Below are 18447 nucleotides of genomic sequence, written 5' to 3'. Positions count from 1 at the left end.
CAGTCCAGCCGCAGACCCCGCGCCACGAACGGCGTCTCCGGCAAAACCGCCTCCGCCACCGCCTCAGCCGCCTCGCTCACCTGACCCGCAAGCTGCTCAGCCACATCAGACATCTCAACCCTATGGTGCGGCGCAGAAGCGCGTGTGGATGTGGGGGATTTGGCACGACCGTGCATGGTCTCAGCTCCTCGGTTGAGGTCCATGGCGGGTGGTTAATGATTAGTTTCTAACCGGCTTATAGACGACATTTAGCGGGGCGACAAGGCGGTGGTTATTTTGTTTCAGGCTCATAAACAGGTTAGGTTTGTAAAAAAATGCATATATTCGGGGGATTAAGCCGCAGCGCGCCGGGCCGTCACGCAAACCTCAGGTTCAGTAGTTGGCACTGAGTCGCAGAGGCAGTCGGGCCGAAAGAACGGCCTGGGCAACAACTTACGCAGTATTAGATTGTGCGCTGCACAAGCGGGATCTTGACGTTCCGCAAGTCCACGACTCGTGTGGCTGCGGCGGACCAAGCCGCCATGCTGCACCGCCGCTCCCCCCAAACGAACCACATGCCGAAACCGTTGCATCGGATCTGAACAGGCTTTCGCGACTCTGTGAGCGTCCGATCCAAAGCCCCCGTCGGGGATCTGGACAGACGTTCACCGAGCATTGCGCGTGGGTGCCGAGGCCCTTGCGGATGCCGGTTCCGCAGAGAAATGCCGCCTCTGAGGGCCGGGATCCGAAGGCAGTGGGATACGAAGCTGCGTCGCAGACCCCTGCGACCGCATGGGTGTGGTGTCATCACACCTGCCGGTGCCGCGCGGGGCCGGCCGCCGCGAGCCGGCATCGGCCAAATTAAGCATGTCGGCCAGGCGAATACCGAATTCGATCGCGACGACCGCTAAAACGACGCTTTTCACATAGCAATTCTCTCGCGTTATTGCGAATCCCTATATGAATGGCATCTTGCCGACATGAAAAGCGCGGGACCCGCCATGCGTCGATCGCGGCAGAACATCCTCATCATGCACATCGTTGCGGTGCCGGCTTTCTGTATCTCCCCGGCAAAAGCGGACATGCGCATTGAGGCGGCGAAGATTACCGCCGGCGATCTCTGGGTTCTGGGCAATGCCGGCGAACCGGATGCCGACATCACCCTCGACGGCCGCTTCTCGCAACGCACCGATAGCCGCGGCTACTTCGAGTTCCACGTGGTTTATCATCCGGCGACCTGTATCGCGACGTTGCGGACGCCCAAACAGGCCCGTAGCGTCGTCGTGGGCGAGTGCGGCCAGCAGGCGCCGGGCCTTCCCGGACCACCCGGACCGCGCGGCGAGGCCGGCGCGCGGGGACAACCCGGGCCGCAGGGAGACATGGGACCACCGGGCCCTCCGGGAGCCGACGGTCCCATCGGCGCACAGGGCGAGCGCGGTCCGCCGGGGATCGAGGGGCCGGCAGGGAGCGCAGGACAGGCGGGGCCGCCTGGACCGCGCGGCCCGCAGGGCGTGCCGGGACCGATCGGCAAGACCGCATCGCCGCCTGCGGCGTTCAAGGCCAAGCCATCGCCGATCCTGACGGGCTCGGTCGCCAACCGGCGTCCGGCGCGCGCGCCGCGCGAACCGGAACAAGGCGCCGACGATGCCACGCTGCCGGCCCCCGGGGCAGGAATGGCGGCTGAAGATCGCTATTAGAGGCCGGTCAACCGGTTCGTCTCGTCGTTCTCGGTGCCGTCCGGTCTCCGACTGCAGAGCTTGCGACGGGCGCCATCGCCCGGCAGGCGCGGGCAACGAGCCCAACGGAGGACGCCTGATCGCTCGCGCCGACCTGTCGGGAGGGTCGCATCCTCTTCAAATCACGACAGAAACCGTTGCCCCGAGATCGGGAGACGGCGGGGCCGGAAGCCTGCCGGTGACGGCCCGTCATGTGTCACCTTAATGCCCCAACGCGCCAGATTTCGACGCCAGCGTGAGGCAAGCCCGAGCCAAACCGGCGGTTTTGCGCTAAGCGTGACGGTGGGGCGGGCTTGATCGGATCCCTGCGTAACGCCGTACCTTGGCCGTTTTCGTGGCGGACATCCGGACCGTTAAGAGACCGCAAGGGCTTGTTAATCGTGACAATACGTCCACCAGCGAGTTGCCCCACGCTCCGAGCCATCGGAATAGCGTCCGGACTTGCACTCTTGGCGACCAATCCTTCCCTCGCCGAAACTTTGGAGAGCGCGCTCGCGAAAGCCTACCAGGGCAATCCGTCCCTGAATGCCGGCCGCGCCGGTGTCCGTGCCATCGACGAGAACGTCGCCATCGCGCAGGCGGGCTACCGGCCGCAGGTCAATGTCGGCGCGGCGATCGGCGTGCAGTATCTGCAGACCCGCAGCGGCAGCACCGTCTCCGCGGCCGCGGGCGCAACCAGCACGGGTGCCAGCACGGCCAGCACGGGAGCGACCGCCGGGGGAACGACGGGCGCATCGTCTTCGGGGCTCGGCGGCACGGCCAGCGGATCCGCGACCGGGGCGGCCACCGGCTCCACGGGCGTCGGAAGCACCGGCACGTCGGCGGGGGGCCTGGCCTCGAACACCGCCGGTCAGGCGGCCGGGGGCGCGACCTCGACCAACGACGTCACGTCCCAGGTCGTCGCCTCGAACCGGACGACGCGCACCACCTATCTCCCGAGCAGCGCGAGCCTGACCGTCTCGCAGACGATCTTCAACGGCTTCCAGACCGACAACACCGTCCGCCGGGCCGAGTCCACCGTCTACAGCCAGCGCGAAACCCTGCGGTTCACCGAGATCACGGTGCTCTACAACGCCGTCCAGGCGTACATGAACGTGCTCAGCAACACCGCGACGCTGGAACTCAACCGCAACAACGTCGAGGTCCTGGAGGAGCAGCTGCGCCAGACGCGCGACCGCTTCAACGTCGGCGAGGTGACCCGCACCGACGTGGCCCAGGCGGAAGCCCGGCTGGCCGGCGCGCGCTCCCAGGTCAGCGCCGCCGAGTCGACCCTGCGCACCAGCATCGGCATCTATCGGCAGAATATCGGCGTCGAGCCCCGGCAGCTCGCCCCGGGCCGCCCCCTCGACCGGTACGTGCCGGTCAGCCTCGACGCGGCCATCGCCATCGGCCTGCGCGAGCATCCGCAGATCGTGTCGGCGATCCACGCGGTCGACGGTGCGGAGGCCCAGGTCAAGATCCTGGAAGGCCAGCTGGCGCCGTCGCTCAGCCTGCAGGGCTCGCTCAGCCAGCTCTACGATCAGAACGGGCCGAACCAGAGCTTCTTCGTCGGGTTCGTGGGCGGCCGGCTGAACATCCCGATCTACGAGGGCGGCCAGACCTACGCGCAGATCCGCCAGGCGAAGGAGACGGTCGGCCAGTACCGCATCCAGGTCGACCAGGCCCGCGACCAGGTTAGGGCGCAGATCGTCGATTTCTGGGGCCGTCTGGAAGCCGCCAAGGCGCAGGTGATCGCCGCCCAGGCGCAGGTCCAGGCCAACGAGGTGGCGCTGAACGGCGTCCGCGAGGAGGCCCGCGTCGGCCAGCGCACCACCCTCGACGTGCTCAACGCGCAGCAGGAACTGCTGAACTCGCGGGTGAACCTGATCCTGGCCCAGCGCGACCGGGTGATCTTCTCCTACGGCGTCGTCCAGGCGATCGGCCAGCTGACCGCCCGCTTCACGGCCCTGCCGGTGGAGTACTACAGCGCCAAGATCCACTACGACCAGGTCAAGGATCTGTGGTTCGGCCTGCGCACGCCGGACGGGCGCTGAGGTCTTTTCCACGGGGAGTGTGGTGCAGGCGCGCTTGCCGCGACGAATTGGCATGGAATACTGTTTGACGAGCGGCCCGATCGGGTCATCTTCCGAATATCCCATGCCCGAGCGCGCCTGTTGATGAGTGCAGCGAGCCCCAAGATTCCGGACTCGAAATTCCCGGACAAGGCTGCCGAGAAGGCGCATGAGCCTTCGATGGAAGAGATCCTCGCTTCGATCAGGCGGATCATCGCGGACGATCAGGCGGCCAAGCCCGCCGAGACCGCGCCCGCGCCTGAGCCCGACGATGTTCTCGACCTCGCCGAAGTCGCCGAGCCGGTGATGCGGCCCCGCGCCGTGCCGCCGCCGGAGCCGACGCCAGCCCCCCTCGATTTCGACGCGATCGATTTCGAGGACGAGGCGTTCGCCGAGCCGGAACCTGAGCCGCCGCCCGCCCGTCCGACCCCAGCGCCGCAGCCGCAGCCGGTGTTCCAGGCGCCGCCGCGGCCGGAGCCCGAGGTCGAGACCCTGGTCTCGCCGGCGACGGACGCCAGCGTCAACGGCGCGTTCAACCTGCTGGCCCACACGGTCCTGACCCAGAACGCCCGAACCCTCGAGGATCTGGTCAAGGACATGCTCCGGCCGATGCTCAAATCCTGGCTGGACGACAACCTGCCGGCGGTGGTCGAGCGGCTCGTGCGCGCCGAGATCGAGCGGGTCTCGCGCGGCCGCTGAGCCGACGGCCCCTGCGCGTGTGGGGGCCGGCCCGGTGCCGGGTACGTGTTGACGGACGCGGCGCGACGGTCGAAAGCGGGTCCAACTCCGGTGGACACGCGTTCGGCCCATACAAGCGATGATGGACAAGACCTTCGAGCCCGCCTCCGTCGAGGCGCGGATCTCCGCCGCCTGGGTTGAGGCGGATGCCTTCCGCGCCGGCCGGCCCGAGCGTGCCGGGGCGCCGCCCTATTGCATCGTGATCCCGCCGCCGAACGTGACGGGCTCGCTGCATATGGGCCACGCCCTCAACAACACGCTGCAGGACGTGCTGTGCCGGTTCGAGCGCATGCGCGGCAAGGACGTGCTCTGGCAGCCCGGCACCGACCACGCCGGCATCGCCACCCAGATGGTGGTTGAGCGCCGGATGATGGAGCGTCAGGAGCCCGGCCGCCGGGCGATCGGCCGCGCGGCCTTCGTCGAGAAGGTCTGGGCCTGGAAGGCGGAATCCGGCGGCGCCATCGTCAACCAGCTCAGGCGGCTGGGTGCCTCCTGCGACTGGTCGCGGGAGCGCTTCACCATGGACGAGGGCCTGAGCCGCGCCGTGCTCAAGACCTTCGTGGACCTGCACCGCCAAGGCCTGATCTACCGCGACAAGCGGCTGGTGAACTGGGACCCGAAGTTCCAGACCGCAATTTCGGACCTGGAAGTCCAGCAGATCGAGGTGAAGGGCCATCTCTGGCACTTCGATTATCCGGTCGTGGACGAAGCCGGCGCCGAGACCGGCGAGGTCATCACGGTCGCCACCACCCGGCCCGAGACGATGCTGGGCGATACCGGCATCGCGGTCCATCCCGAGGACGAGCGCTACAGGTCTCTGGTCGGCAAGCAGGTCCGCCTGCCCCTGGTCGGCCGCCTGATCCCGATCGTCGCCGACGCGTATTCCGACCCTGAGAAGGGCACCGGCGCGGTCAAGATCACGCCGGCGCACGATTTCAACGATTTCGATGTCGGCCGTCGCCGCGGCCTGCGCGTGATCAACATCCTCGATCCCGAGGGCCAGATGCTGCTCGACGGCAACGCGGCCTTCCTCGCCGACGCGACCCCAGAGGCCGAGGCCCTGGCGCTGCATGGCCACGACCGGGCGTATGCGCGCAAGGCGGTCGTCGCCCTGATGGAGGCGCGCGGGCGCCTGCGCGCCATCGAACCGAACACCCATGCGGTTCCGCACGGGGACCGCTCGGGCGTGGTCATCGAGCCGTATCTGACCGACCAGTGGTACGTGAACGTGAAGCCGCTCGCCGAGCGCGCGCTCCAGGCGGTGCGCGACGGCCAGACCAAGTTCGTGCCCGAGAACTACGAAAAGATCTTCTTCCAGTGGCTCACCAACATCGAGCCCTGGTGCATCTCGCGCCAGCTCTGGTGGGGCCATCAGATCCCGGTCTGGTACGATGAGGCGGGCGGGGTCTTCGTGGCCGAGAGCGAGGCCGAGGCCCTGGCCCAGGCCGAGGCAAAGCACGGCAAGCCGGTTGTGCTGACCCGCGACGAGGACGTCCTCGACACGTGGTTCTCCTCCGCGCTCTGGCCGTTCTCGACGCTGGGCTGGCCGGATTCGACCCCGGAACTCGCCCGCTATTACCCGACCAATGCCCTGGTGACCGGCAAGGACATCCTGTTCTTCTGGGTCGCCCGGATGATGATGATGGGCCTGCACCTCACCGACCGGGCGCCGTTCGACACAGTCTACCTGCACACGCTGGTGCGCGACGCCTCCGGCGCCAAGATGTCGAAGTCGAAGGGCAACGTCGTCGATCCCCTGGAGCTGATCGAGAAGATGGGGGCGGACGCCCTGCGCTTCACCCTGTGCGCGCTCGCCGTCCAGGGGCGCGACATCAAGCTGTCGGAGGACAGGGTCAAGGACTACCGAAACTTCGCGACCAAGCTCTGGAACGCCGCCCGCTTCGCCGAGCTGAACGGCTGCCGGCTCGATCCCGCCTACGATCCGCGAGCGATCACCGGCGCGATCAACCGCTGGGCGCTGACCGAGGCCGCCCGGGCCGTGGACGAGGTGACCACCGCCCTCGACGCCTACCGGTTCAATGACGCGGCCGGCGCCGCCTACCGGTTCGTCTGGAATATTTTCTGTGACTGGTACCTCGAGCTCGCCAAGCCGGTGCTGCAGGGCGAGGGCGTCGATCCGGCCGTCCGGGCCGAGACCCAGGCGACGGTGGCGTTCCTGATCGATCAGGTCGCCAAGCTGCTGCACCCGTTCATGCCGTTCCTCACCGAGGAGCTTTGGGCGATCAAGGGCGCGGCGCTCCCTGAGCGCGGTCTCCTGACGCTCGCCGCCTGGCCGGATCTCGCCGGGCTCACGGATGCCGGGGCCGAGGCCGAAGTCGGCTTCGTTGTCGATCTCGTCACCCAAGTTCGCTCGGCCCGCTCCGAGACCAGCGTCCCGGCCGCGGCGCAGATCCCCCTGGTGATGGTCGGGGCGTCCACCGAGGTGAAGACCCGGGTCGAGGCCTGGCGGGACACGCTGCTGCGCCTGGCCCGGCTCTCCGAGATCACGTTTTCCGAGACACCGCCGAAGAACTCGGTGCAGCTCCTCGTGCGCGGCAGCGTCGCGGCGCTGCCGTTGGAAGGCATCGTCGATCTCGCCGCCGAGGTCGCGCGCCTGAAGAAGGAGCAGGGCAAGGCCCAGGGCGAGATCAAGAAGATCGACGCCAAGCTCGGCAATGCCGACTTCGTCGCTCGCGCCCCCGAGGAGATCATCGAGGAGAATCGCGAGCGTCGCGACGCCGAGGCCGCGCGGCTCGTGAAGATCGAGGAGGCTCTGGCCCGGCTGAGCGGGGATTGATCGTTCGACGCTGAAAGAGGGAACAGTTCGGTACGAGATCATCCCTTTCATCTTAAGCGTTGCTCCCGTTCGCCCTACGATCAGGAGCGACGCAATGGGTCGGTGCAGAGCGATCGCTGTGGGATATTCACAAAATGGGCAGGCTTTTGATGAGACGTCGCGTCGGTCAAGCTTTTGGGTGAGCTATCGTTTTGTGCGCATCTTTATGAGCATCGTTCGATGCGCTATATGATGGCGGACGTGAGGGATTCCCATGCGCACGACGATCAATCTCGATGACGAACTTGTAGCGGATGCACAACGCTACACGGGCATCAATGAACGATCGGAACTCTTGCGCGAAGCCCTGCGGGCGTTGATCCAGCGCGAGGTATCCCGACGCATGATCCTGCTCGGCGGCAGCGATCCCACAGCCGAAGCCGGGCCGCGCCGACGCTCTGAGTCGTGATCCTCATCGACACAAGCGTCTGGATCGACCATCTCCGCGAAGCCGACCCGATGATGATGGCGCTCCTCGGAGAAAGCCGCCAACGCGTTCATCCCTTCGTCATCGGCGAGCTCGCCCTGGGCAGCTTGCGGGACCGTTCAACCGTGTTGGGCTTGCTGGAGAAAATGCCGCCTGCCCCGGTCGCAGAGTCGGGAGAAGTCATGCGTCTGATCGCAGACCACGCGTTACACGGTCTCGGGATCGGCTACATCGACACCCATCTGCTGGCCTCGGCAAAGCTGGTGCCAGGCTCCCGGATCTGGACACGCGACCAACGCCTGGCCGCCGTGAGCGATCGGCTCGGGTTGTCGTACCCAGTGGTTCACTAAGGCCCCGATACGAGGGTCCGACATCAGCGGCGGGTGCCGAGGGAACCGACGAAGGGGTTGGGCGCACTGACGCTGCCGTACGATTCCTCGATCGAACCTCCGAAGCCGTCGCCTGACGGGCCGCGCGGATGCGTGGAATAATCGGGCGGCACATAGATCCCGGCCCGGTTCCTGTAACCCGCCTTCAAGTTGTCCGGGTTCTTGGAGCCGGCGCCATCGTCGTAACGCCGAGCGTCGATGCTTTCGATCGAAAGGTCCTTCTTCTTGGAAGCTTTCGGTTTCGTTCGCTCGCTGGAAGCAGGCTTGGCTTCGAAATAATTCCGAAACTCCAAATAGTCATCGGCAGCCATCGATCCGGCCGTCGATCCCAAAAATATGGCCGCCGCCAACAGCGTCTTCATGGGTGCACCCTCTCGCGTCTCGCGCCACGGCCATCTATAGCATCGACGTTTATGACGACCTGCCGGGGCTCGTAAGAATCTACGTCGTCTTTTCAGGCGCGCAGGTGACAAGCGGCACCGGCCGCCGATTTTTCCAGTGCCGACGCGACGCGACGCGACCGAGCCCCCGCACATGTCCAAACCGTAATTCGACCGCCACGCCAGGGTCAGGCGCCGCCCCTTAGACCGATCGCATCGACCGCCGCGCCCCCGGCGGCGTCCCGATCCGTCCCAAGAGGTTGCGATCCCCATGACCGAGACCCGTCCTCAACACCCGATCTCCGGCCGCACCTCGCGCCGCGCCCTCGCCTCGGTGGCCGCCGCTGCGCTGATCGCCGGCGGTGCCCTGGGCACCACCCTGCCCTCCGTCACCCCGGCCTACGCCCAGGCCCTGCCCAAGACCCCGATCGAGGCCCCGGAGCATCCCCCGGGCTCGTTTGCCGGCATCGTCAACAAGGTGAAGCCCGGCGTCGTCTCGGTGAAGGTCAAGCTCGACGATTCGGCGAGCAGCGACGACGAGGACGGTCCGGGCCAGGGCTCCGGCCAGGGCCAGAATCTCCAGAACGTGCCGCCGCAGCTGCGCGAGTTCTTCCGCCGCTTCGGCCAGAACGGCCCGGGCGGCGGCGGCCAGCCCCAGCCGCAGCACCAGGGCTCCCGCGGCGCGGTCGGCTCCGGCTTCATCATCTCGGCCGACGGCTACGTGGTCACCAACAATCACGTGGTCGACCATGCCAAAACCGTGCAGGTGACCCTGGACGACGGCCGCACGCTCGACGCGAAGGTAATCGGCAAGGACTCCAAGACCGACGTCGCGCTGCTGAAGATCAACGAGGGCTCGAACTTCCCCTACGTGCAGTTCGGCAAGAGCGCCCCGCAGGTCGGCGATTGGGTGGTGGCGATCGGCAACCCGTTCGGCCTCGGCGGCACCGTCACGGCCGGCATCGTCTCGGCCCGCGGCCGCGACATCGGCGCCGGCCCCTACGACGACTTCCTGCAGATCGACGCCCCGATCAACAAGGGCAATTCCGGCGGCCCGACCTTCAACGTCAACGGCGAGGTGGTCGGCGTGAACACCGCCATCGCGTCTCCGTCCGGCGGCAGCGTCGGCCTGGCCTTCGCGATCCCGGCCGAGACCGTGCAGGCGGTGGTCGAGCAGCTCCGCACCGACGGCAAGGTCGCCCGTGGCTACCTGGGCGTGCAGATCCAGCCGGTGACGCAGGACATCGCCGACGGGCTCGGCTTGGACAAGGCGAAGGGCGCCCTGGTCGACCACGCTGAGAGCGGCACCCCGGCGGCCAAGGCCGGGCTGAAGGCCGGCGACGTGATCGAGAAGGTCAACGGCGACACGGTGGACAGCGCTCGCGAGCTATCGCGCCGGATCGCCGGCATGAAGCCCGGCGCCAAGGTCGAGCTGGGCTACCTGCGCGGTGGCAAGGCCGACACGGCGACGGTGACGCTCGGCGCCATGCCCACCGACGGCACCAAGGTCGCCGCCCGGGAGGACGATTCGGGCAACGGTCAGCCGCGGCTCGGCCTGAACCTCGCGCCGGCCGCCGATGTCGGCCTGTCCGAGCAGGGTGTCGCGGTGGTCCAGGTCGATCCGGACGGTCCTGCCGCCGCCAAGGGCATCGAGGCCGGCGACGTAATCCTGGATGTCGGCGGCCAGAGCGTGTCCCGCCCCTCCGACGTCGCCGCGCAGATCCGCACGGCGGAGTCGAGCGGCCGCAAGGCGGTGCTGATGCGAGTGAAGAGCAGCAAGGGCCAGACCCGCTTCGTGGCGGTCTCGCTCAGCAAGAACGCCGGCTGAGGCCGGTCTCTACCCGGCGCGGGGGTTCTCCCCTCCCCGCGCCGCCTCATGCTTCCTCCCGACTGACGCCGGCCGAACAGGCCGGCGTTTTTTGTTGTGGCGTGCGGTCCGATGCGCCTGCGATTGTCTCTCGGCTATGGGACCCGCACCGTCATCGCGAGCGTAGCGAAGCGACCCAGGGACACGCCACGCGCGTGAACGACGCTCGGCACTGGGTTGCTTCGCTGCACTCGCAATGACGGTGAAAGCGGTTGCGGACCGATCAGCCGGAAACGGAATGAGACGGTACCGGAATCCCGAGCCCCTTCCCCAACCGCGCCCGGCACTTCCCAAGAGACGCAAACGCCGCGTTCGAATCACGCGCCAGCCGCATCAGATCGCCGAGCCGCGCCCGGCCCCGGGCGAAGGCGAAAAAGACCGCGGCGATGTCGGGCTCGCCGTCCGGGGTGAGGGCCTGGGCCGCGAAGGCGGGCAGCGCCTGGTTGGCGGGGTCGCAGATCACCCGCAGGGCCGCGAAGGGCAGGCCGTGGCGGCCCGCGAAAGCCGCGGCGACGTGGGATTCCATGTCGACGGCGGCCGCCCCCGTCTGGGCGCGCAGTTCGGCCTTGCCGTCGACCCCGAGAACGGCCGTGTCGACGCCTGCGAGATCCGCAGGGATCACCCGGGGGCCGATGCCCGACAGGGCGTTGAGGAGCGTGGCGGAGAGATCAAGATCGGCGGCGCGCCGTCCGTCCTCGCCGACGATCCCGGTGCCGACCACCACGTCGCCGGGCTTCAAGGACGGGTCGAGCCCGCCCGCGATGCCGAAGCTGATCACCGCCCGGCAGCCCGCTTGCGGGCGCGCATCGAGCAGCTGGCGCAGGCGATGCGGGTTGCCGCCGGCGCCGACCGCCTCGACCCCCTCCCCGGCGGCGAGGCGGCGCTCGCGGGCGAGCCCGGTGACGGCGAGGACGGGCGCGGCGGGATCAATCATCGCGCGCTGGTGGACCAGTCCGGCGAGCTCCGCAAGGAGCCGCGACTGCCGGGGAGCCGGTGTCGCGGGATCGTCGTCGGGGGGAGCCACGTGCGGGATACCGGGGTTCGCGGGTCGGTTGGACAATGCGAGCCGCCGGTGGGACCGGCCCAGCGGGCCGGTCCCTTCAGCATCACATGCCGAACTGGACGCGCCGGCTGTTGGTGCGCTTCAGGTTGCGGAACCGCGCCATCGCCCAGAGCGGGAAGAACTTCGGGTAGCCATGGTACCGCAGGTAGAACACCCGCGGGAAGCCCGTGGCGGTGTAGCGCTCCTCGTTCCAGAACCCGTCCGGCCCCTGCGTGCGCGTGAGGAAGTTGATGCCCCGGGTCACGGCCGGATCATCAACCGCGCCGGCCGCCATCAGGGCCAGCAGCGCCCAGGCGGTCTGCGAGGCCGTGGACGAGCCCGCCTCGAAGGCCGGATCGATCTTGTACGAGTTGGCATCCTCGCCCCAGCCGCCATCCGGGTTCTGGATCCGGATCAGCCAGGAGACCGCACGCTGAATCCGCGGATCGGCGGAATCGACCCCGGCGGCGTTCAGGGCGCACAGCACCGACCACGTGCCGTAGATAAAGTTCATGCCCCAGCGGCCGTACCAGGAGCCGTCCTCTTCCTGGTCGTTGAGCAGGTAGTTCACGCCGCGGTCCAGCGCCCGGGAGGTCTCCCGGGTCTCGCCGAGCTGGGCCAGCATCCCGACCACCCGGGCGGTCACGTCCGCGGTCGGCGGATCGAGCAACGCGCCGTGGTCCGAGAACGGGATGTGGTTGAGGTACATGTGGTTGTTGTCGGCGTCGAACGCCGCCCAGCCGCCGTCCTCGGACTGCAGCCCCTCGACCCACTCGCGCGCGCGGGCGATCGAGGCCTTGTAGTCCGGCATGCCGGCGACCAGTCCGTGCTGGTGCATGGCCCGGTCCATAGCCATCACCACCACGGCGGTGTCGTCGAGGTCGGGATAGTGGGCGTTGGCGTACTGGAAGGCCCAGCCGCCCGGGCGGACCTTCGGCTTGCGCGCCGCCCAGTCGCCGACGATGTCGAGGATCTGGCGGGGCTTCAGCCAGTCGAGCCCGGCGCGGGCCTGCGCCTCAGCCTCGGGGCTTCCCGCCTCCAGCAGCGCGTGAGCGGCCAGTGCCGTATCCCAGACCGGCGAGACGCAGGGCTGGACGTAGGCCTCGTCGGCCTTCTCGACCACGAGCTTCTCGATGGCATCGCAGGCGACGCGGACCTGCGGATGATCGGCCCGGTAACCCATCACCTCGTACATCAGCACCGAGTTGACCATGGCGGGGAAGATCGCGCCCAGACCGTCCTCGCCGTTCAGGCGCTCGCTGACCCAGGCACGGGCCTTCTCCATGGCGCGCTGGCGGCTCTTGCGCGGCAGGCGATCCTCGACCAGCTGCAGCATCCGGTCGATGAAGCCGAAGATCGGCGTCCACGGCCAAGTGGCGTGCGGCGAGCCGGGCCAGGTCCGAACGCTCCCCGGCGGCGTGATGAACAGCTCCTGGACGCTGATGCCGCGCGGGTTGCGGGCGCGCGGCTTGGTCGCCTGGAGCACGAACAGCGGCACCACGGTGGTGCGCGCCCAGTAGCTGATCTTGTCGAGGTGGAACGGGAACCACTTCGGCAGGAACATCACCTCCACGGGCATCACCGGCACGGCGCGCCACGGCACCTCGCCGTAGAGCGCCAGCATGAAGCGGGTGAAGACGTTGGCGTTCGCGGCGCCGCCGCGGGACAGGATCGCCTCGCGGGCCCGGCGCATATGCGGGGCCTCGATGTCGTCGCCGATCATCTTGAGGGCGAAATACGCCTTGACCGTGCAGCTCATGTCGAACGGCCCCTCGTGGACGAGGGCCCAGCCGCCGTGCCGGCCTTGGGTGCGGCGCAGGTAGTTGCCGATCTTGGCCTCAAGGCCGTCGGCGACGGGCGTGCCGCGGAAATGGTGGAACAGGACGTACTCGGACGGAATCGTGGCATCCGCCTCGAGCTCGAAGCATATATGCCCATCGTCATGCGCCAGGTTGATCAGCGACCGCGTCGCCTGCGCCACGCCGCGCTCGACGTCGTCGAGCGAGATCCCCTGGGTCTTCGAGCGCTGAAGCGGCTCAACCTTGCTTACGGCCTCTCTCATGGTCCTCGCCTCGAACGGCCGCTGCGTTGCGACCGCCATGCCTCAAGCGGCGCCCAATGCGCCTTGTACCGGCGCGCGTAACCCGCCGCGCACGGGGGATCCGTGACGCAGCGCACGCGCCGCCGTCTTGCCCGAACGGATCGCTCCCTCGATCGTCGATGGCAGGCCGGTGGCGGTCCAATCGCCTGCCAGGACGAGATTCTCGTAGGCGGTTTCGGCCCCCGAGCGCCGCGCGGCCTCGGCCGGCGTCGCCGCGAAGGTCGCACGCTTCTCCTTTACGATCTGCCAGCTAGGCAGTTCCGGAGCAAGACTGCACAACTCTGCGATCTCAGCCCAGATCTGGCGAGCGAGGTCTTCCCGGGGGACGTCGAGGAGCCGGTCGGCACCGCTAATCGTCACCGAGTACCGGTCCGGATAAGCGAAAAGCCATTCCGTCAGGGAGTTTACGACGCCCAGGAGCAGCGGGCTGCCGGGCTTGGGCACCATGGCAAAATGCGCGTTCACGATAGATCGGAATTCCACCGGGGCGAGGAGACCGGGCAACACCTCCCGGGCTACCCAGGGCGGCAGGGCCAGCACGATTCCGTCCTCGGGACCGATCGTCTCCGGCCCGTCCGAGAACAGCAGCGGCCCGACTCGGCCGTCGGCGAGGTCGAGGCCGCGCAGGCGCCGGCCCAGACGGATCTCGCAGCCACGGGCCGTCAGGTAGCGCAGGGCCGGGTCCACGAAGGCGTAGGACAGGCCCTCCACCGCCACCAGCGGACGACAGGCCTTGCCTCCGGCGCCCAGGGTCTCGCGCAGAATCTTGGCCGCCAGCCCGACATCGCTGTCCCGCGGCTCGGTGTTGAGCGCGGCGAGCAGCACCGGGTGCCAGAGCTTGGCGTAGAGATCGCCCTCACAGGCCATGCTCTCGCCGATCGTGCCGCCCGCGCCTTCCGGCTTGCCGGAGGCGGCGCGCAGGATTCCGAGCGGAGCGAGATAGTCCCGGGCGCGGGTGCCAGGGACGCGGCGCGACGGGCTCATCACCCACCAGGGCAGACGGCCGGCATTGGGGCGCAGGCACCAGCGGTCGCCGGTCTTCAGGTCGGCGAAGTCGAACGCCGCCTCGTCGGGGCCGGTCAGCGCGTCCGCGGGGGCGCCGACGGTCTTGAGGAAACCCAGGGCGTCGGCATTGCCCGACAGCAGCAGGTGGTTGCCGTTGTCGATCGTCAGGCCCAGCGACGGGTCGTAATAGGAGCGGCAGCGCCCGCCGGCCTGCTTGGCGGCCTCGTGCAGCACCACCTGGGCGCCGGTCTCGGCCAGCGCGACGGCCGCGGAGAGGCCGGCGAGGCCAGCGCCGACGACGTGGATGCGTCCCATCAGATCACGCCATGGCGGAGGACGACGGCGAGCAGCGCGAGCTTGCCGGGCTTCACCCGGGCGCGGGGCATTGCCCAGCCGCGGGCGATCACCGCCTTGAGGTAGAGGTGGTAGGCCGCCGCCATCAACCGGGCGGCCTTGGTCGCCTTGCGGGGGCTGCGCCGGATGATCTCCCAGGTCGCCTGGTAGTGCTCCTCGGCCTCCCGGGCCACCGACAGGCAGACCTCGCCGATGCGCGGGTGGCCGATCGCCTCCAGGGGCGTCGGATTGGTCAGGCCGATGGCGGCCAGCTTCTCGCGGGGCAGGTAGAGGCGGCCGCGCTCGGCATCCTCGTCGATGTCCCGGAGGATGTTGGTGAGCTGGAGCGCCCGGCCCTGGTGCCAGGCGAGCCGGATCCCGTCCGCCTCCGGCATGCCGAAGATCCGCACCGACAGCCGCCCGACCGCGCTGGCGACCCGGTCGCAGTAGAGATCGAGGGTCTCGGCATCGGGAGCGACGATGTCCTCGACCGCATCCATGGCCATACCGTCGATGACCGCCTGGAAATCCTCGCGCTTGAGGTCGTAGCGGCGCACCGGCTCGACGAGGTCGCGCACCCGCGGCGCCGGACGGCCGGCATAGAGGGCGTCGATATCGGCGCGCCAGCGGTCGAGTTCGACCTGGCGCACCGCCCGGGGGCCGCCATCGTCGGCGACGTCGTCGACGGCGCGGCAGAAGGCGTAGACGGCGTACATCGCCTCGCGCCGTTCCTTCGGGAGCAGACGCATGGCGGTGTAGAACGAGGAGCCGGCGGCCGGCAGGGCCGGGGCGGCGGAGTCGTCGGCGGGGGCGGTGGTCGCGGTGGCGCTCACGAGCGGATTCCCTGAGCCGCGTCCCGCACGGTCCGGCCCCGGAAGGGGCGGCGCGCCAGGGTGGCGGCGACGCCGCCGAGCGCGGTGAGCGCGAAGGCGGCCTTGCCGTGATGGACTTTCTCGGAGAGCGGATCGCGCGTGGTCAGCCCCTTGGCGAGGACCACGGCGAGGCGGTGGATCGCGGCGATCTCAAGGGACAGGCGCAGGTCGTCGATCAGGTCCGGCAGGACGGCGCCCTCGTCGAGGAGGTCGAGGCAGCGTTGCGCTAGTTCGGCGATCACCGCCCGGAGTTGCGGGCTCGCCTTCGGGGCGCCCAGCATCGCGATGCTCGCGCCATGCCGGTCCAGGGTGTCTTGCGGGATGTAGACCCGGTCGAGTCCCGAGAAATCCTTGCCGCAATCCTGGAGGTGATTGATGATCTGGAGCGCCGCACAGATCGCGTCCGAGGCCTTATAGACCCGCGCCGGATCCTCGCCGTGCACGTCGAGGAGGAAGCGCCCGACCGGCATCGCCGAGTAGCGGCAATAGTGGATCAGCTCGTCCCAGTTGGCCGTGCGGTTCTTGCGCGCGTCCATCCGGAACGCGTCGAGCAGTTCCAGCGCGTGGCGGGGCGGCAGGCCGCGGGCGGCGAGCTCGCGCTTGAGCGGCTCCGCCTCGGGGTCGGACGGGCCGGCGCCGGTGAGCGCGTCGGCCAGCTGATCGAGCAATTCGAGCTTGCGCTCGGACGCGAGTTCCGTGTGATCGGCCACGTCGTCGCCGGCGCGGACGAAGTTGTAGAAGGCCAGGATCGCGCCGCGGTGGCGCGGGTGGATCAGGTGCGAGGCGACGGGAAAGTTCTCGTCGCGGTGGCCCTTGCCGGAGCGCGCGTCGGTCGCGGTGTCGAGCTGGCTCATCCGAGATACCCGGCCTGGCGGAACCACGCGATCGCGTCGGACAGGCCCTCGCGGTACGGCCGCGCGGTGTAGCCCAGTTCGAGGCGCGCCTTCCGGTCCGAAAAGAACATCCGGTAGCGGGACATGCGGATGCCGTCGATGGTGGCGAACGGCTGGCGGCCGGTGACCCGGGCGGCGAGCTGGGCGAAGAACGCCACCGGGTAGACCGCGGCGCGCGGCAGGTTCACGGTCGGCGGCTTGCGGCCGACCATCCCGGCGATGTCGGCGAGCATCTGCGACAGGAACACGTCCTCGCCGCCGAGGATGTAACGCTCGCCGACCCGGCCCCGGCGCAGGGCCAGCAGATGGCCGTGGGCCACGTCGTCGACATGGGCGAGGTTCAGACCGGTATCGACGAAGGCCGGCATCTTGCCCAGCGCGGCCTCCTGGATGATCCGGCCGGTGGGGGTCGGCTTCACGTCCCGGGGGCCGATCGGCGTCGAGGGGTTGACGATCACCGCCTGCAACCCGTCCCGGGCGATCATCTCCTCGACAACGCGCTCGGCCACGACCTTGCTGCGCTTGTAGGCGCCGATGGCGGTCTCGGGGGTCAGCGGCATGGTCTCGTCGGAGGGCGTGACCCCGTCGGCCGGCGGCTTGATGGTGGCGACGCTCGACGTATAGACCACCCGCTCGACGCCGGCATCGAGGGCGGCGCGCATCATCAGGCGGGTGCCGTCGCGGTTGGTGCGGACGATCTCCTCCATATCCGGCGCCCAAAGCCGGTAATCGGCCGCAGCGTGGATCAGGTAGCGCTGGCCGCGTAGGGCGGCGGCGACAGCCGCCGGATCACGCATGTCGCCCTCGGCGATCTCGACATCGGTCCAGGTCAGGTTCCGGCGCGGGCTCGTGGCGCGCACGAGGATGCGCACCGGGAAGCCGGCCCGGCGGAACACGTCGACCAGGGCTGAACCGAGGAACCCGCTCGCGCCAGTGATCAGCACGGGGCCGACCTCGGACGGGCCGGAGGAAGTGGCCTCAACCATCACATGTCTAAAGCGTTGCGGAATGCCGGCGCGGGCGGGGGACCCCGCCGCGCCGCGCTTGTGTCATCGAACCGCCCAGGCGGCAAGCGAGGGGCGTGACCGCATCCCCCGCTGCTTCGCGCCTGGATCAGGCCAGGCGCAGGCGCGAGCGGCCTTCCTTGCGCTCCGGCAGGGTAGCGAGCGCGGTCTTGACGATGGTGGCGGCGTCGAGACCGGCCTCAGCGTACATCTTCTCCGGGCTGTCGTGGTCCTGGTAGGTGTCCGGCAGCGTCAGCGTCCGGACCCGCACCCGGCCCGCGTCCAGCGCGCCCTGCTCGGACAGCAGGTGCAGCACCATCGCCCCGAACCCGCCGCGCGAGCCCTCCTCGATGGTGATCAGAACCTCGTGGTTCTGCGCCAGATCCAGGATCAGCGCCTCGTCCAAGGGCTTGGCGAAGCGCGCATCCGCCACGCTCACCGCCACGCCCTGCTCCGACAGCGCATCCGCCGCCTTCAGGGCCTCGGACAGCCGCGTGCCGAGGCTGAGGATCGCCACACGCGCCTCCGGGTCCCGGCGGACCATCCGGCCCTTGCCGATCGCCAGCACCTCGCCCCGCTCCGGCAGCTCGACGCCGACGCCCTCGCCGCGCGGGTAGCGCAGGGCGATCGGGCCGGTGTCATGGGCGTGGGCGGTCGCCACCATGTGCACCAGTTCGGCCTCGTCGGACGCCGCCATCACGGTCATGTTCGGCAGGCAGCACAGATACGCCAGATCGAACGCCCCGGCATGCGTCGCCCCGTCGGCGCCGACCAAGCCGGCCCGGTCCAGACAG

The 18447-nt window shown here is 68.9% G+C and carries 15 protein-coding genes; 7 read left to right on the top strand and 8 right to left on the bottom strand.

Annotated features, from left to right (window positions below):
- The first annotated feature begins 980 nt into the window (after window positions 1-980).
- The 6 genes from MKL09_RS21355 (at window position 981) to MKL09_RS21330 (ending at window position 8117) form a co-directional block, all read left to right on the top strand.
- Complete coding sequence (locus MKL09_RS21355) at window positions 981-1676, top strand: collagen-like protein (protein ID WP_244023471.1); 696 nt, start codon at window positions 981-983, stop codon at window positions 1674-1676.
- Between the two features lie 467 nt (window positions 1677-2143).
- The gene (locus MKL09_RS21350) at window positions 2144-3748 is read left to right on the top strand and encodes a TolC family outer membrane protein (protein ID WP_244023473.1); all 1605 of its coding nucleotides are present in this window, start codon (window positions 2144-2146) and stop codon (window positions 3746-3748) included.
- Window positions 3749-3871: 123 nt separating this feature from the next.
- On the top strand, window positions 3872-4465 hold the full coding sequence (locus MKL09_RS21345) for a PopZ family protein (RefSeq protein ID WP_244023469.1): 594 nt from the start codon (window positions 3872-3874) through the stop codon (window positions 4463-4465).
- Between the two features lie 118 nt (window positions 4466-4583).
- Window positions 4584-7301 carry a valine--tRNA ligase gene (locus MKL09_RS21340; RefSeq protein WP_244023467.1) on the top strand — a complete coding sequence of 906 codons (2718 nt, stop codon included), beginning with the start codon at window positions 4584-4586 and terminating at the stop codon, window positions 7299-7301.
- Between the two features lie 253 nt (window positions 7302-7554).
- Window positions 7555-7749 (top strand): type II toxin-antitoxin system VapB family antitoxin, encoded by a 195-nt coding sequence (locus tag MKL09_RS21335; RefSeq protein ID WP_244023466.1) that lies wholly within the window; start codon window positions 7555-7557, stop codon window positions 7747-7749.
- Window positions 7746-8117, top strand: coding sequence for a type II toxin-antitoxin system VapC family toxin (locus MKL09_RS21330; RefSeq protein ID WP_244023464.1), 372 nt, complete (start codon window positions 7746-7748; stop codon window positions 8115-8117). The genes MKL09_RS21335 and MKL09_RS21330 overlap by 4 nt, the downstream gene beginning before the upstream one ends.
- A gap of 23 nt (window positions 8118-8140) precedes the next feature.
- Here MKL09_RS21330 and MKL09_RS21325 read toward each other — a convergent pair whose 3' ends face one another.
- Window positions 8141-8518, bottom strand: a complete 378-nt coding sequence (locus MKL09_RS21325) for a hypothetical protein (RefSeq protein ID WP_244023462.1) — start codon at window positions 8516-8518, stop codon at window positions 8141-8143.
- Between the two features lie 289 nt (window positions 8519-8807).
- Here MKL09_RS21325 and MKL09_RS21320 point away from each other — a divergent pair, with 289 nt between their 5' ends.
- Complete coding sequence (locus MKL09_RS21320) at window positions 8808-10364, top strand: Do family serine endopeptidase (RefSeq protein ID WP_244023460.1); 1557 nt, start codon at window positions 8808-8810, stop codon at window positions 10362-10364.
- Between the two features lie 262 nt (window positions 10365-10626).
- Here MKL09_RS21320 and MKL09_RS21315 read toward each other — a convergent pair whose 3' ends face one another.
- The 7 genes from MKL09_RS21315 to MKL09_RS21285 form a co-directional block, all read right to left on the bottom strand.
- Window positions 10627-11337: a phosphorylase gene (locus MKL09_RS21315; protein WP_244023458.1), complete on the bottom strand. Its 711-nt coding sequence runs from the start codon at window positions 11335-11337 to the stop codon at window positions 10627-10629.
- Window positions 11338-11509: 172 nt separating this feature from the next.
- Window positions 11510-13507, bottom strand: coding sequence for a squalene--hopene cyclase (gene shc, locus MKL09_RS21310; RefSeq protein WP_244023456.1), 1998 nt, complete (start codon window positions 13505-13507; stop codon window positions 11510-11512).
- 42 nt (window positions 13508-13549) lie between these two features.
- Window positions 13550-14866, bottom strand: coding sequence for a hydroxysqualene dehydroxylase HpnE (hpnE, locus tag MKL09_RS21305; protein WP_244023454.1), 1317 nt, complete (start codon window positions 14864-14866; stop codon window positions 13550-13552).
- Complete coding sequence (gene hpnD, locus MKL09_RS21300) at window positions 14866-15717, bottom strand: presqualene diphosphate synthase HpnD (protein WP_244023452.1); 852 nt, start codon at window positions 15715-15717, stop codon at window positions 14866-14868. Before hpnD ends, hpnE begins: the two co-directional genes overlap by 1 nt.
- Window positions 15714-16610, bottom strand: coding sequence for a squalene synthase HpnC (gene hpnC, locus MKL09_RS21295; protein ID WP_244023451.1), 897 nt, complete (start codon window positions 16608-16610; stop codon window positions 15714-15716). The genes hpnD and hpnC overlap by 4 nt, the downstream gene beginning before the upstream one ends.
- Window positions 16607-17635, bottom strand: coding sequence for a hopanoid-associated sugar epimerase (gene hpnA / locus MKL09_RS21290; RefSeq protein WP_244023449.1), 1029 nt, complete (start codon window positions 17633-17635; stop codon window positions 16607-16609). The genes hpnC and hpnA overlap by 4 nt, the downstream gene beginning before the upstream one ends.
- A 127-nt stretch (window positions 17636-17762) precedes the next feature.
- Window positions 17763-18447 (bottom strand): transketolase C-terminal domain-containing protein (locus MKL09_RS21285; protein ID WP_279606037.1); only part of this gene is annotated, 685 nt, incomplete at its 5' end.

Origin of the sequence: Methylobacterium sp. J-048, from assembly GCF_022829515.1 — a bacterium.
Taxonomy (GTDB): Bacteria; Pseudomonadota; Alphaproteobacteria; order Rhizobiales; family Beijerinckiaceae; genus Methylobacterium.
The sequence above is the reverse complement of the archived record's forward strand: the minus strand, read 5'-3'. Positions and strand labels throughout refer to the sequence as shown.

Bases quoted from the DNA above. Each gene is read 5' to 3' on its own strand.
- MKL09_RS21355 (WP_244023471.1), top strand. From the start codon at position 981: ATGCGTCGATCGCGGCAGAACATCCTCATCATGCACATCGTTGCGGTG.
- MKL09_RS21345 (WP_244023469.1), top strand. From the start codon at position 3,872: ATGAGTGCAGCGAGCCCCAAGATTCCGGACTCGAAATTCCCGGACAAG.
- MKL09_RS21340 (WP_244023467.1), top strand. From the start codon at position 4,584: ATGATGGACAAGACCTTCGAGCCCGCCTCCGTCGAGGCGCGGATCTCC.
- MKL09_RS21335 (WP_244023466.1), top strand. From the start codon at position 7,555: ATGCGCACGACGATCAATCTCGATGACGAACTTGTAGCGGATGCACAA.
- MKL09_RS21325 (WP_244023462.1), bottom strand. From the start codon at position 8,518: ATGAAGACGCTGTTGGCGGCGGCCATATTTTTGGGATCGACGGCCGGA.
- MKL09_RS21320 (WP_244023460.1), top strand. From the start codon at position 8,808: ATGACCGAGACCCGTCCTCAACACCCGATCTCCGGCCGCACCTCGCGC.
- MKL09_RS21315 (WP_244023458.1), bottom strand. From the start codon at position 11,337: ATGATTGATCCCGCCGCGCCCGTCCTCGCCGTCACCGGGCTCGCCCGC.
- shc (WP_244023456.1), bottom strand. From the start codon at position 13,507: ATGAGAGAGGCCGTAAGCAAGGTTGAGCCGCTTCAGCGCTCGAAGACC.
- hpnE (WP_244023454.1), bottom strand. From the start codon at position 14,866: ATGGGACGCATCCACGTCGTCGGCGCTGGCCTCGCCGGCCTCTCCGCG.
- hpnC (WP_244023451.1), bottom strand. From the start codon at position 16,610: ATGAGCCAGCTCGACACCGCGACCGACGCGCGCTCCGGCAAGGGCCAC.
- hpnA (WP_244023449.1), bottom strand. From the start codon at position 17,635: ATGGTTGAGGCCACTTCCTCCGGCCCGTCCGAGGTCGGCCCCGTGCTG.